This window comes from Microbacterium sp. PA5, assembly GCF_049860775.1.
In the GTDB taxonomy this organism is placed as follows: domain Bacteria; phylum Actinomycetota; class Actinomycetes; order Actinomycetales; family Microbacteriaceae; genus Microbacterium.
Genome location: NZ_CP187567.1, coordinates 585,236 through 598,402 on the forward strand (window position 1 = coordinate 585,236; position 13,167 = coordinate 598,402).

The 13,167-nt window shown below is 72.5% G+C and carries 11 protein-coding genes; 5 read left to right on the forward strand and 6 right to left on the reverse strand.

The window, feature by feature from the left end; all coding sequences use genetic code 11:
* The first annotated feature begins 75 nt into the window (after positions 1-75).
* Entirely contained in the window at positions 76-3,195 is a 3,120-nt protein-coding gene (locus tag ACPWUT_RS02705; protein ID WP_425840346.1) for a S8 family serine peptidase, read from the forward strand.
* Positions 3,196-3,256: 61 nt separating this feature from the next.
* On the opposite strand, the gene ACPWUT_RS02710 is transcribed toward ACPWUT_RS02705, so the two are convergent.
* Genes ACPWUT_RS02710 through ACPWUT_RS02720 form a run of 3 tightly spaced genes read right to left on the reverse strand, consistent with a single transcriptional unit; the run spans position 3,257 to position 4,818 of the window.
* Positions 3,257-3,652, reverse strand: a complete 396-nt coding sequence (locus tag ACPWUT_RS02710; protein WP_284530304.1) for a hypothetical protein — start codon at positions 3,650-3,652, stop codon at positions 3,257-3,259.
* A 46-nt stretch (positions 3,653-3,698) separates the two neighbouring features.
* Positions 3,699-4,232, reverse strand: coding sequence for a GNAT family N-acetyltransferase (locus ACPWUT_RS02715; RefSeq protein ID WP_425840349.1), 534 nt, complete (start codon positions 4,230-4,232; stop codon positions 3,699-3,701).
* A 1-nt stretch (position 4,233) separates the two neighbouring features.
* Positions 4,234-4,818: an alpha/beta fold hydrolase gene (locus tag ACPWUT_RS02720; RefSeq protein WP_284530306.1), complete on the reverse strand. Its 585-nt coding sequence runs from the start codon at positions 4,816-4,818 to the stop codon at positions 4,234-4,236.
* A 229-nt stretch (positions 4,819-5,047) separates the two neighbouring features.
* Here ACPWUT_RS02720 and ACPWUT_RS02725 point away from each other — a divergent pair, with 229 nt between their 5' ends.
* The 4 genes from ACPWUT_RS02725 to ACPWUT_RS02740 are packed head-to-tail and all read left to right on the forward strand — an operon-like array spanning position 5,048 to position 8,916.
* The gene (locus tag ACPWUT_RS02725; RefSeq protein WP_425840353.1) at positions 5,048-6,217 is read left to right on the forward strand and encodes a PP2C family protein-serine/threonine phosphatase; all 1,170 of its coding nucleotides are present in this window, start codon (positions 5,048-5,050) and stop codon (positions 6,215-6,217) included.
* Positions 6,214-8,178, forward strand: coding sequence for a glycosyltransferase family 2 protein (locus ACPWUT_RS02730; RefSeq protein ID WP_284530308.1), 1,965 nt, complete (start codon positions 6,214-6,216; stop codon positions 8,176-8,178). Before ACPWUT_RS02725 ends, ACPWUT_RS02730 begins: the two co-directional genes overlap by 4 nt.
* Positions 8,175-8,507 (forward strand): STAS domain-containing protein, encoded by a 333-nt coding sequence (locus ACPWUT_RS02735; protein ID WP_284530309.1) that lies wholly within the window; start codon positions 8,175-8,177, stop codon positions 8,505-8,507. The genes ACPWUT_RS02730 and ACPWUT_RS02735 overlap by 4 nt, the downstream gene beginning before the upstream one ends.
* On the forward strand, positions 8,497-8,916 hold the full coding sequence (locus ACPWUT_RS02740) for an ATP-binding protein (protein ID WP_425840357.1): 420 nt from the start codon (positions 8,497-8,499) through the stop codon (positions 8,914-8,916). Before ACPWUT_RS02735 ends, ACPWUT_RS02740 begins: the two co-directional genes overlap by 11 nt.
* Before the next feature lie 42 nt (positions 8,917-8,958).
* Here the strand turns inward: ACPWUT_RS02740 and ACPWUT_RS02745 are convergent, their stop codons facing one another.
* The 3 genes from ACPWUT_RS02745 to ACPWUT_RS02755 form a co-directional block, all read right to left on the reverse strand.
* Positions 8,959-10,308, reverse strand: coding sequence for a serine/threonine-protein kinase (locus ACPWUT_RS02745; RefSeq protein WP_425840360.1), 1,350 nt, complete (start codon positions 10,306-10,308; stop codon positions 8,959-8,961).
* A 64-nt stretch (positions 10,309-10,372) separates the two neighbouring features.
* Positions 10,373-11,587 (reverse strand): NAD(P)/FAD-dependent oxidoreductase, encoded by a 1,215-nt coding sequence (locus tag ACPWUT_RS02750; protein WP_425840363.1) that lies wholly within the window; start codon positions 11,585-11,587, stop codon positions 10,373-10,375.
* A gap of 109 nt (positions 11,588-11,696) precedes the next feature.
* Positions 11,697-13,157, reverse strand: coding sequence for a protein kinase domain-containing protein (locus tag ACPWUT_RS02755; RefSeq protein ID WP_425840366.1), 1,461 nt, complete (start codon positions 13,155-13,157; stop codon positions 11,697-11,699).
* Positions 13,158-13,167: the final 10 nt, after the last annotated feature.

A 13,167-nucleotide genomic window follows, 5' to 3' on the forward strand; every position in this document is an offset into this window, starting at 1 on the left:
GCGGATGCATAGCCTCCTTTCAGCCCCCGCTCAACAAGCGGCGGTCCTGACCCCTGCACGAAAGGCGGTTCCACCTTGCAACGACGCACTCTGGCAGCAGTCGGCGCGATCGCGCTGATGTTGCCCTCGACCGCGGCCCTGGCCGCAACCGACGACGATCCGTCGTCGCGCTTCACGCAGTCCGATTCCCGCGGCAGCGTCGACAGCACGCTCTCGGCCTCCGCGATCGGCTCCGACGGGCGCGTCACGGTCATCATCGAGATGACCGGCGATCCCGTCGCCGTGGTGCAGGCCGAGAAGGGGAGGGATCTCACCTCTGCAGAGCGCTCGTCCGTGAAGGGCAAGCTGAAGAAGGCGCAGGACTCGATCCGCGGCTCGATCACCGGCAAGGGCGGCAAGATCCAGGCCCAGATGCAGTCGGCCTACAACGGCATCCAGGCCTCCGTCCCCGCGGACGAGCTCGACGCCGTCGCCGAGCTGCCGGGCGTCGTCGCGATCCACCCCGTGCGCACCTACGAGCTCGACAACGCCGTGTCCGTGCCGTTCCTCGGCGTGCCGCAGGTGTGGGAGAACACCGGCTACACGGGCGAGAACGTCAAGGTGGCGATCCTCGACACCGGCATCGACTACACCCACGCCACCTTCGGGGGCCCGGGCACCGTCGCCTCCTTCGAGGCGGCCGCGGCCACCTCCGACCAGCCGGCCGACCCTGCGCTCTACGGGCCCGACGCCCCGCGCGTCAAGGGCGGCATCGACCTCGTCGGCGACGACTACAACGCCGACCCGGGCAGCGACTCGTACCAGCCGGTGCCCCACCCCGACTCCAACCCGCTCGACTGCAACGGCCACGGCTCGCACGTCGCCGGCACCTCGAGCGGTTCGGGCGTGCTCGCCGACGGGACGACCTACACCGGCGCGTACGACTCGACGACGTCGTCGAACGAGTTCCGCGTGGGCCCGGGCGTCGCGCCCGAGTCCGACCTCTACGCGGTCCGCGTCTTCGGCTGCGACGGCTCGACCGACGTCGTCGTGCCGGCCATCGACTGGGCCGTCGCGAACGGCATGGACGTCATCAACATGTCGCTGGGCTCGTCGTACGGGCGTGGGGACGACCCGGACGCCGTCGCCGCCGCCAACGCCGTGGGCGCGGGCGTGGTCGTGGTCGCCTCGGCCGGCAACTCGGGCCACAACCCGTACCTGACCGGTTCGCCGGGCACCGGTGACGGCGTGATCGCCGTCTCGGCGGTCGACAGCACCGAGAGCTTCCCGGGCGCGACGATCACCGTCGGCGGCAACACCGTCGAAGCGATCAACGCGAACGGCGCGTCGCTCGAGGGACTCGGCGACCTCACCGTCGTCCGCGTCGCCGACGACCCCGCGACCTCGGAGAACGAGGCGCTCGGATGCTCCGCGGAGGCCTTCACCAAGGCGGGCATCGTCGAGGGCGGCAACCAGCTCGCCGTCGTCACCCGCGGCACCTGCGCGCGTGTCGCCAAGGCGATCTACGGCCAGCAGGCCGGTGCCGCCGCGGTCGTCATGGTCAACTCGACCGACGACCTGCCGCCGTACGAGGGACAGATCACCTCGAACCCCGACACCGGCGAGGAGTACGTCGTGACGATCCCGTTCCTCGGGGTGCGCTCCTCCGACGGCGCCGACCTCACGGCGGGCGAGACGGCGACCATCGCCGCCGCGACGATCACGAACCCCGGCTTCCGCGGGTACGCGTCGTTCACGTCCTCGGGTCCGCGATCGGGCGACAGCGCGATCAGCCCCGACGTGGCGGCTCCGGGCGTCTCGATCTCGTCGGCGGCCGTCGGCTCCGGAAACGGCGCGGCGATCCTGTCGGGCACCTCGATGGCGGCCCCGCACGTGGCCGGCGTCGCCGCGCTGACGGTGCAGTCGCACCCGACGTGGTCGGCCCCGCAGGTCGCAGCGGCGATCGTCTCGACCGCCGACCCCGACAAGGTCGCCGGTCAGAGCCTGACCCTCGGCGGCCTGGGACTGGTCGACACGGCGCAGGCCGTGGCGACACAGGTCACCGCCACCGGTGACGCGTTCCGCACCGAGAGCGGCTGGGCGCGCGAGGCGGCGCTGAGCTTCGGCTTCCAGGAGTCGGCACTCGGGTTCGGCGGCGTCAAGACGGTGACGATCAAGAACCACGGCAAGAAGTCGGTGACCTTCTCGGTCTCGGCATCTCCCTCGGAGCAGTCGGCCAAGGCGAGCGTGAAGTTCAGCAAGAAGAAGATCACGGTCCGCGGCGGCGGCAGCGCCAAGCTCGTCGTCGCCGTCGGCGCGGCGGCTCGGGACATCCCGACCTCGGTGCTCAGCGACGACCAGTACGCGTTCTACGAGATCTCCGGCGACGTCGTGCTGACGTCGGCGAACTCCACGCTGCGGGTCCCGTACCTGCTGGTGCCGCGCTCGAACAGCAAGGTGAGCGCGAACGTCTCGACCCTGTTCTCCCACAAGGACAAGGTCAAGGACGGCACCAAGAAGATCACGCTGCGCAACACGCTCGGCGCGCTCGATGCCGGCGCGGACGTCTACACGTGGGGCCTGTCCGACAAGAAGGACGCCCCGAAGGCGATCGCCGACACCGGGTACGACCTGCGTGCCGCCGGTGTGCAGTCGTTCGCGGACGGTGACGACCACCTGCTGGTGTTCGCCGTCAACACGCACAAGCGGTGGTCCAACGCCGCATCGAACGAGTTCGACGTCGTCCTCGACGTCGACGGAGACGGCGAGCCGGACTGGATCGTGTTCTCCTACGACTCGGGCGCGGTGCGTGCGGGCAGCGTCGACGGTGTCGCGGAGGTGTTCGTGCAGGAGATCGCCACCGGCAACCTCTACGCGAGCGGCTTCCTCGCCCAGGCTCCGACCGACAGCAGCACGATCCTGCTGCCGGTGTGGGCCAGCGACGTCGACGTGGACGGTGAGTTCGACTACACCGTGCAGTCGTTCAGCCTCACCAACAGCGGGACGGACGCGATCTCCGGAACGGCGACGTACGACCCGACGGCCCCGGCCATCAGCAACGGCCAGTTCGCGACGGTCCCCAAGCGGGGCAGCGCGAGCGTGTCGGTGACGGTCGACGGCGATGCCTACAAGACGCAGAAGCCGCTCGGCTCGATGGTGGTCGTGTTCGACAACCAGTCGGGTGCCAACGAGGCGCTGCTGCTGAAGGTCAAGTAAGGCTCCCCAGCCCGGAGGGGCGGTGCGTGATGCACCGCCCCTCCGGTGTGTCCGCGCGGTGTCAGCGCGTGCAGAGCTTGAGGACGCCCTCGCCGAGGCGGTAGTCGTACGTCGTGCCCTCGACCGACACGATCACCCGCATGCCGTCGACCATCGCCTGCGTGTAGGACTGCCCCGGCTCGGCGCAGCCGAGCGACCCGTCGCTGAAGGTGACCTGCTCGGCGGAGACGAGCTCGGGCGTGCCGGTGACGCCGCGGGCGGCGAGGTCGTCCTCGATCGCCGTCCACCGATCGGCCGGGACATCGGCCGGCGTGCCGGTCGGGCCGATCGCGCCGGGCGTCGTGGTCTGGAACGGCGGGCGGGACGAGGACTGCTCGGGCATGGGTGCTCCTGTCGCGCAGGCCGTGAGGACGAGGCCGGCGATCGCGAGGGATGCCGCGGCGAGCTGTCTGCGCATGATGCCTCCTGACGATCACCGCCAGGCTACGACCGGCGGCTGAGGATCAGCGGGGAGTCGGCGGATCGGCGTCGAGGGTGAGCTGGAGGAAGGTCAGGTCGAGCCAGCGACCGAACTTCGTGCCCACCTGCGCCGCGGTGCCGACGTGCGTGAAGCCCAGCGCCTCGTGGAGCCGGATCGATCCGGCGTTGCCGGCCTCGATCCCGGCGATCATCACGTGGACGCCGGCGCTGCGCGCCCGCGCGATCACGGCCTCCATGAGCGCCGTGCCGAGGCCCCGGCCGCGCTGATCGCCGCGGACGTACACCGAGTGCTCCACCGTGTGCCGATAGCCGTCGTGCGGCCGCCACGGCCCGTAGGTGGCGTAGCCGATCGCCTCGTCGCCGGCGTCGACCGCGACGATCACGGGGTGACCGGCGTCCTGTCGGGCCGCCATCCAGGCCACCCGGTCGGCCGCGTCCACGGTCGTCTCGTTCCAGATCGCGGTGGTGCGGGCGACCGCGTCGTTGTAGATCGCCGCGATCGCCTCGCCGTCACGGGCCACGGCGTCGCGGAGGCGGGGCTGCGGGAGCGCGGTCACGTCAGTCCCAGTCGAGGTAGTCCTCGATGACGGCGGCCGTCTCGCCCGCGTGGGTCGCGGCGAACAGGTGGCCGGCGCCTTCGATCGTCACGAGGCTCACGAGCCCCGGCGCCGCATCGCGCAGCGCCTCGCCGTTGGCGGGCGGGGTGATGTCGTCGTCGGAGCCCTGCAGCACGAGCACCGGGATCCCCTCGGCGAGGGCGGCCTCGGCCGGCACGTCGGCCTCCACCGACAGGAGCAGCACGCCGTTGACGCGGTCGTGGTGGGCGCGTGCGACCGCCCGTGCGACGGTGCCGCCGAACGCGTGCCCGCCCACCCAGGCGTCGGCGATCCCGAGATGGTCCATGACGTCGACGACGTCCTGTGCGGCCTCGAGCAGGGTCGTTCCCTCGTCGGCCCCGGAGTGGCGCGACCCGATCCGCACGATCCGGAAGTCCTCCTCGAGGATCACGTGAGCGAGGGTTCCGAGGTGCACGGGGTCCAGTCCCTTGCCGGGGACGAGGACCAGCGCCGGACCGGCTCCCTCGTCGACGAACGGGATGGCCCGGCCGTCGGGCTCGAAGATGTGGCGCTCTGTGTCAGTCATGGATCCCTCTCGCGCAGACGCGTACGTCGTCCGGTCTATCAGCGTACGGTGAGGCGCGCCAATCGCACGACGTGCCAGGTGCCGGGAGCGACCGCAAGCCCCCTGGCGCCCGGGGTCGCCGTCGCTAGGGTGGAGACGGGCCTGCGAACGCAGGCGTCGGGTCGGTCGCCCCCCACCGTCCCCCCGCGCGACGTTGCGGACGGCGATCGCGGAGCGCGAGGTGTGACGCATGACGTTCGCGGATCAGACGGTCGACATCGAGACTCGGCGCCAGCGCGCCGTCGAGGCGCTCGGCATCCTCGACACGCCGCCCGATGAGCGGATCGACCGCGTGACGCGGCTGGCGCGGGACTTCTTCGACGTCCCGATGGTGAGCGTCACCCTGCTCGACCGGGATCGCCAGTGGCGGAAGTCGGAGCTCGGGCTGGGCGGCAACGAGGCGCCCCGCGAGGACTCCTTCTGCGACGCCACCGTCGCCCGCGGTCGCATGCTCGTCGTCGAGGACGCCGAGAAGGACGACGAGTTCGCCGACAACCCGTTCGTCGTCGGCGACCCGCGACTGCGCTTCTACGCCGGGCAGCCGCTCGAAGCGCCCGGTGGCGAGCACATCGGCACCCTGTGCATCCTGGACACCCGCCCGCGGCGGCTGACCGAGGCGGACCGCACCGTCCTCACCGAGCTGGCGGCGTGGGTGCAGGCCGAGCTGACCCGCGAGCACGAGTTCACCCAGGCCACGATCGTCCAGCGCGCGCTCCTGCCGCACGACACCCCGGCCATCGAGGGGTACACGCTCGCGGCGGTCGCCGTGCCGGCCGGCCAGGTGATGGGCGACTTCTACGACTGGTACCTGCACGACGGCCGGCTGAGGCTCTCGCTCGCCGACGTCATGGGCAAGGGGATCGGCGCCGGTCTCGTGGCGGCGGGCGTGCGCGCCGCGCTCCGCACCGCGCCCGACCGCTCCCTCGTGGCGGCGGTCTCCGAGGTGGACCAGCGCCTGGCCGACGACCTGGAGGACGTGCACATGTTCGTCACCGGCCTCCACGCCGAGCTGGACCCCGCCGACGGCGTGGTCACCTTCGTCGACGCCGGCCACGGGCTCGCCTACATCCTGCGCGCGGACGACACCTGGGAGCCGTTGCGCTCGACCGGTCTGCCGTTGGGGATGGGGATGTACGAGCCGCGCTCCGAGGGGACGGCCACCCTCGCCCCCGGCGACATCCTGATGTGCTGCTCGGACGGCCTGCTCGACATCCTCGACGAGGAGGACCCGTTCGGGCACGTCCAGCGCGAACTGCGCGCCGGCGGCCCCGCCGCCGCGGTCGCCGAGGCGGAGCGCCTGGCACGGTCATCGTCGGCGCCGGACGATCTGACGGTCCTCGTGGTGCGGAGGGACGCATGACCGCGCGGCACCTCGTCATCCGCGTCCTGGCGCTGCTGTCGGTGCTCCTCGGGGCCAACTACGTCGTCTGGCGCTGGCTCGCCTCGGTCAACTGGGAGGCGTGGTGGATCGCGGTGCCGCTGGTGATCGCCGAGACCTACAGCCTCATCGACACCTTCTTCTTCGCCCTCACGATGTGGCGCGCGCGCGAGCGTCCGGCGCCGCGTTCGGCCCCGCAGGGCACCGCCGACGTCTTCATCACCACCTACAACGAGCCCGTCGAGATGGTGATGGCGACCGCCCGGGCGGCGGTGCGGATCCGCTACCCGCACCGCACCTGGATCCTCGACGACGGCGCGCGGGCCGACATGGCCCGGGCGGCTCAGGCGGCGGGCGTCGGCTACATCACCCGCACCGAGGACTGGGTGGGAAAGCCCCGTCACGCCAAGGCCGGCAACCTCAACAACGCGCTCCTGCAGACGGACGGCGAGTTCCTGCTGATCCTCGACGCCGACCAGGTGCCCCACCCGGACATCCTGGACAAGACCCTCGGGTACTTCGCCGACGACCCGGAGGTGGCGCTCGTGCAGACGCCGCAGTGGTTCGTCAATGTGGACGACGCCGATCCGCTCGGAAGTCAGGCGCCGCTGTTCTACGGCCCGATCCAGCAGGGCAAGGACGGCTGGAACGCCGCCTTCTTCTGCGGGTCGAACGCCGTCCTGCGCCGCGACGCCCTCATGCAGCTGGGGATCGTCGGGTACGTGCGCAGCCTCGAGGACTCGCTGACGTCCGCCCTGCGCGCGGCGAGCCGCATGCTGCAGCGGGCGGCCGCGGATCGATCTGCGCCGCCCGAGCTCCAGCGCGAGCTGTCGGAGCTGCAGGGCGTGGTGACGGCCGCGCGGGGCGAGGTCGCCGCCGGTGCGCCGATCGGCGACGTCACCTACCGGGTGCAGGCGGCGATCCACGAGGCGTCGCGTCGTCTCGTCGACCGTGACCTCGCCGGGATGAACGCCGATCTCGCGGCGATCGGAGAGCTGCCCGTCCAGCGGGATGCCCAGCTCGACGCGGTCGTCGTCGACGAGGGCGGCCTCGACGCGCTGGCCGTGCGGGAGCTCTCCCCGCTGGGGGCGGTCGCGGCGGTCGACGGACTGCTCGCCGCGCTGCGGGTCGACCGCCCGGACGAGGCCCAGCCCCTGCAGCCTCTGGCCACCATCTCGGTCACCGAGGACATGGCCACCGCCATGCAGCTCCACGCGCTGGGATGGCGGAGCGTCTACCACCACGAGACGCTCGCCGAGGGCCTCGCCCCCGAGGACCTGCGCACCATGCTCACCCAGCGGCTGCGGTGGGCCCAAGGCACGCTGCAGGTGCTGCTGCGGGACAACCCGCTCACGAAGAAGGGACTGGATGCCGGGCAGCGCCTGATGTACTTCGCGACCATGTGGAGCTACCTCTCGGGGTTCACCGCGGTCGTCTACATCGCCGCCCCGGTCATCTACCTGCTGTTCGGCGTCCTGCCGGTGACGGCGTGGACCGTCGACTTCTTCGCGCGCTTCCTGCCGTACTTCCTCGTGAACCAGATCCTCTTCGTCGTCGTCGCGAAGGGACTTCGCACCTGGCGCGGTCAGCAGTACTCCCTGGCACTGTTCCCGGTCTGGATCGCTGCGTGCGTCTCCGCGTTCCGCGACGTCGTGCTGGGGAAGTCGCTCAACTTCGTCGTGACCAAGAAGGACGGCCGGGCATCCGGCGGGCCGCCGTGGCGCCAGATCTGGCCCCAGCTCACCGCGATGGCCCTGCTCGCCGTCGCCGCCGTCGTCGGCCTCGTCCGAGTGGCCCTCGGCACCGCCGACGGGACGGGCACCCTCGTCAACACGGTCTGGGTCGTGTACGACCTCGCCGTCCTCAGCGTCATCATCCAGGCCGCGCGATACCGCGGCTTCCGCCCCGAAACCGCAGCACTCGACGAGAGACAGGACGCATGAACATCACCCTCACCACCCACGACGACTACGCCGTCGTCGCCGTCGAAGGACGACTGACCGCCACCGGGGCGCCGCGCCTGCGCCAGTCCGTCGACGACGCGGTGGCGGCGGGCCGCCCGAGGGTGGTCGTCGACATGGCGGCGGTCGAGTTCATCGACTCCTCGGGCATCGGCGCCCTGATCGGCGGGCTCAAGTCGGCGCGCCTCGCCGAGGGCGACCTGCGGATCGCCGCGGTGCCCGAGACCGTGCGACGCGTGCTCAAGCTGACCAACCTCGACCGTGTCCTCCGGGAGTACCCGAGCGCGGAAGCCGCGTTCGATGTCCAGTGACGTGCTCGCCCACGCCCTGGTCGAGGGCCCGGCCGACCTGAACCTCGTCGACGCGGTGCACGCGGCGCTGGAATCGCTGTGGAACGCGGTCCCCGACGTCTCCGACGAGGACCGCATGCTCTTCGCGCTCGCCGTGAGCGAGGTCGCGACGAACGTCGTCGAGCACGCGGAGGGTCCCGATCATCCTGCGGTGTCGATCCGCCTCGAGGTCGATCCGGGCGCGCTGACCGCGGTCCTGACCGACGACGCCGATCCGGCACTGATCCGGCTCGATGAGGTGTCGATGCCGGGAGCGGAGGCCGAGTCCGGTCGCGGTCTCGCCCTGGCGCTCGCCGCGCTCGACGAGCTCGTGCACGAACCGGGCCAGGGCAACACCTGGCGGCTGCGACGGAGGCGACGGCCCGCCTGAGCCGTGGGCGACGGCGTCGCCGGGCTCCTCGCGAGACCGCGATCAGTCCTTGCCGGGCTTGCCCTTGCCGCCGGGCTTCTTCTCGTCCTTGCGCGCCGCGTCCTCCGCGGCCTTCTTCGCCTCGCGCTCGGCGGCTTCGGCGGCCTTGCGGTCCTCCCGCGTCTGCCCGGAGGTGTCGCCCGTGTCGTCGGAGGTCGTCGACGCGGTGTCGGTGTCGGTCGACGGCGACGGCGCCACCTCGGGGGTGATCGGTGCGGTCGGAGAGGGGGATCGTGACGTGCTCGGCGATCCCTGCCCCGGCCACCATGCGGCCCCCGCGCCGATCACGGCCACGAGGACGATCGCGGCGGCCGCGAGCAGCATGCCCCGACGGCGGCGCCGGCCGGAGGGGGCCGCCGCCGAGGACGGAAGCGGAGGAGGCGGCGGGACGGCCGCCGACGGGGTGAGGGATGTCGCCGCCGGGAGGGGAGGCGGCGGCGGCACCGCCGCGGGCGCGGCCAGCACGGCCGTCGGCCCCGTGGCGGGCATCACGGCCGTCTCCGAGGCGGCGGACGGAGCGGAGATGGACGAGGGCAGACCGCCTGCCGCCTCGTAGACCTCGTGGGCGGTCGGGCGGTCTGCGGGATCGGCGGCGGTCATGCGGGTCAGAAGTCCCTGCCACTGCGGTCCGACCCAGGCCGGCACGTCGGGCGAGTCCACGAGGCGCGCCATGGCGGCCCCGATCCCCTCGGCGTCGGGGTAGGCGCGCTCGCCGAGCAGTGCCTCGCGCAGCACCAGGCCGAGCGCGTAGATGTCGGCCGGCGGAGCGGGGGCAGCGCCGCGCAGCTGCTCGGGAGCCAGGTATGCGGCCGTGCCGACGACGAGGCCGGGAGAGGTGAGGCGCTCGCCCTCCATCATGTGGGCGATGCCGAAGTCGGCGAGCTTCGCGCGCCGGCGGCCGGGGGTCCCGGCGAGGAGGATGTTCGAGGGCTTGATGTCGCGGTGCACGACGCCTGCCGCGTGGACGGTGTCCAGGCCGTCCGCCAGCTCCGCGGCGAGGGTGGCCACGGCCGCCGCCGGCAGCGGTCCGCGGGCGAGCTCCGCGGCCAGGGTCGGGCCGTCGACGAGCTCCATCACGAGGAAGGAGACGCCGCCCGGCTCGACCGACCCGTCGTAGAGCGTGACGAGGGCGGGGTGGTTGAGCGAGGCGAGCAGGGCCATCTCGGTGCGGGCGCGCGGTGCGGGGTGCGATCCGTCCGCCGACACCCGCATGACCTTCAGCGCCACGTCGCGGCCGAGCAGCACGTCCTCCGCGCGGTAGACGTCCGCCATCGCTCCACGGCCGAGCAGCTCCTTACGGGCGTACCGGCCGGCGAGCAGCTCGCTGGTCTCGTCCTCGGTGGGGGGTGTCATCTCGCAGTCCTCCGCCCCCACTGTAGACGTGCGGTCCGCGTCGCGCCCGGGGTTGACAGCACCGTCAGGCGCGCCCCTGCAGGATCAGGTGCCAGTAGATCTGCGGGAACACGTAGCGGTCGATGATCCAGCTGAGCCGGCTCTCGCGGTACGAGCGCGTCCACGCGGGCAGGGTCGGCGTCAGCCGGCGGCGGTCGTCGAACTCGGCGAACACCGCCGTCGAGCGCGACACGGTGAACGGGCAGACACCGTAGCCGTCGTACGACGCCGACGGTTCCGCCCCCGCTCGCACCGCGACCAGGTTCTGGGCGAGCACTTTCGTCTGCGCGCGCAGGGCTCCGCCCGACTTCGAGTTCGTCGTCGCGGCGGCGTCGCCGAGCGCCCAGACGTTCGGGAACCGGCGGTGCCGCAGGGTGCGAGGATCGACGTCGGCGAAGCCCGCCGCCTCCGGTGCCGACAGGCCGCTGTCGGCGATGAAGGGCGGCGCCGACTGGGGCGGCTCGGCGAGGAGCGCGTCGTAGGTGATGCTGTGCGCGCGGGAGCCCGAGCCGGTGGTGAAGACGATCGTCCGGCGATCCGCGTCGACCTCGCGCACCGCTGCGCCCAGGTGGACCTCGATGCCGTACTCGGCGATCTTCCGGTCGAGCTCGGCGTCGATCTCCGGAATGCCGAAGATCGTGTCGTCCGCCACGAGGAGGACCACCCGGAGATCGGGCAGCACGCCGATGCGCCGCCAGTAGTCGCACGCCTGATACATCGGCTTCTGCGCCGCGCCCGCGCACGAGGCGGGCCCGGTGGGCTGGACGAACACGACGGTGCCGCGGCGGAGGTCGCGCAGCAGCGGCGAGGCCTTCGCGGCCAGGTCGAACACGTAGTTCGACGCTCCATGCGGTGACAGCATCGCCGCCGTGAGACCCGGCACCGCATCCCAGTCCTGCCGGATCCCGGGAGCGAGGATCAAGTGCCGGTACGAGAGCGTCCCGCCGTGGCCGAGCACGACACGGTCGTCCGCGGGCTCCACGGCGGCGACGGCGTCCTGGATCCAGCGGACGCCGCGGGGCATGACCTCGGCCTGCGGACGCACCGCCTGCCGAGCCCGCGCCGTGCCGCCGGCCACATGGGAGAACAGCGGCTGGTAGTAGTGGTCCTCACGCGGCTCCACGACCACGATGTCGCGCACGCCCGCGCGACGCAGGCGTCCCGCGACGGAGAGGCCGCCGTTGCCGCCCCCCGCCACGACGATGTCGGCGGTGCGGGGCTCGCTGGGTGTCGGATCCATCTGGCGAGCGTACGGCGCGTCACCCAGCGGGGGGAGCGCCCTTGACACCGTCGCCCCGGGGTGCGATGCGCCGAGGACGGATGACCGGGGCCGCCCGTCAGGCACCGGCCTAGTCGCGGCCGGGCTTGCCCTTCTTCCGGGGGTCCTTGGCTGCCTCTCGCGCCTGCTTCTCCGCCTCGCGCGCCTGCTTGTCCGCCTCGCGCTGCTGCTCCTCCGCCTGCTTGCGGGCCTCGCGCTTCGCGGCGTCCGCGGCCTTGGAGGCGTCGTGCTCCGCCTTCCGCACGGCCTTGTCATCGACCCGTCCGTCGTCCGCTCCGTCGGAGGTGTCGACGGCGGTCCCGCCGCCGTCCGCGCCGTCGTCCGCGGTGTCGTCTGTGGTGTCGGTGGTCACGCTGGACACGGGAACGATGTCGCCGTCCGTGTCGGCCGGCGCGTCGACGACGGACTCGGCGTCCGCCGGAATCGTCTCGGACGGCGCGGGCTCGTCCTGGACGGTCGTCCATCCGCCGCTCACGCTGCCGACCCATGTCGCCGCGTTCACGCCGATGAAGGCGGCGACGGCCAGCGCCGACCCGACCAGGATGATCGTGCGGGCGCGCCGTCGGCGGCGACGTCCCGACCGGTCGCGCCGCGAGACGTGGTCCGAGACGGCGGCCGGAGACGGCATGAGCGCGGTCGCCGTCGGCTCGTCGCCCGCCGGCGGGGCGGGTGCGGTGCGGCGCGGCAGCGTGACCGCCGGGAGCGCCGCGGCCAGCTCCGCGACCTCGAGGGCGTCGGGACGCTCCTCGGGGTCGAACGCGATCATGCGGCTGAGCAGCGCGATCCACTCATCGCCGAGGTCGTCGGGCAGGGACGGGCTCTCGATGAGCCGGGCCGTGATCGCACCGATGCCCGAGGCGTCCGGGAAGGCCCGCTCACCCGTCAGGCACTCGCGCAGCACGAGTCCGAGCGCGTAGATGTCGGCGGCAGGCGCGGGCGGCGCACCGCGCACCTGCTCGGGCGCGAGGTAGGCGGCGGTGCCGACCACCATCCCCGGCGACGTGAAGCGCTCGCCGTCGGCGAGATAGGCGACGCCGAAGTCGGCCAGCTTCGCACGGGGGCGACGACCGGGCACCGGGTCCGTGGCGAGGAGGATGTTGGAGGGCTTCACGTCGCGGTGGACGATTCCGGCCGCATGCACGACGTGCAGCGCGGAGGCGAGCTCGACGGCGAGCTGCGCGACGTGCGCGGGGAGCATCGGCCCGTTCCGCAGCTCTGCGGCGAGGGTCGGACCCTCGACGAGCTCCATCACCAGGTACGGGGTCTGCCCGGGCTCCACCATCGCGTCGTACAGAGTCACCAGCGAGTGGTGGTTCAGGGAGGCCAGCAGCGACATCTCGGTGCGGGCGCGCGGCGCGAGCAGCGCGCCGTCGGGAGCGGTGCCCAGCAGCTTCACCGCCACGGCACGGCCGAGCACGACGTCGTCGGCGCGGAACACCTCGCCCATCGCTCCGCGACCGATGCTGTCGCGGAGCACGTACCTGCCGCCGAGGAGCGCGGCCGTGGGCTCCTCTTCCGTGGGTGGTGTCACCGGGACCTCC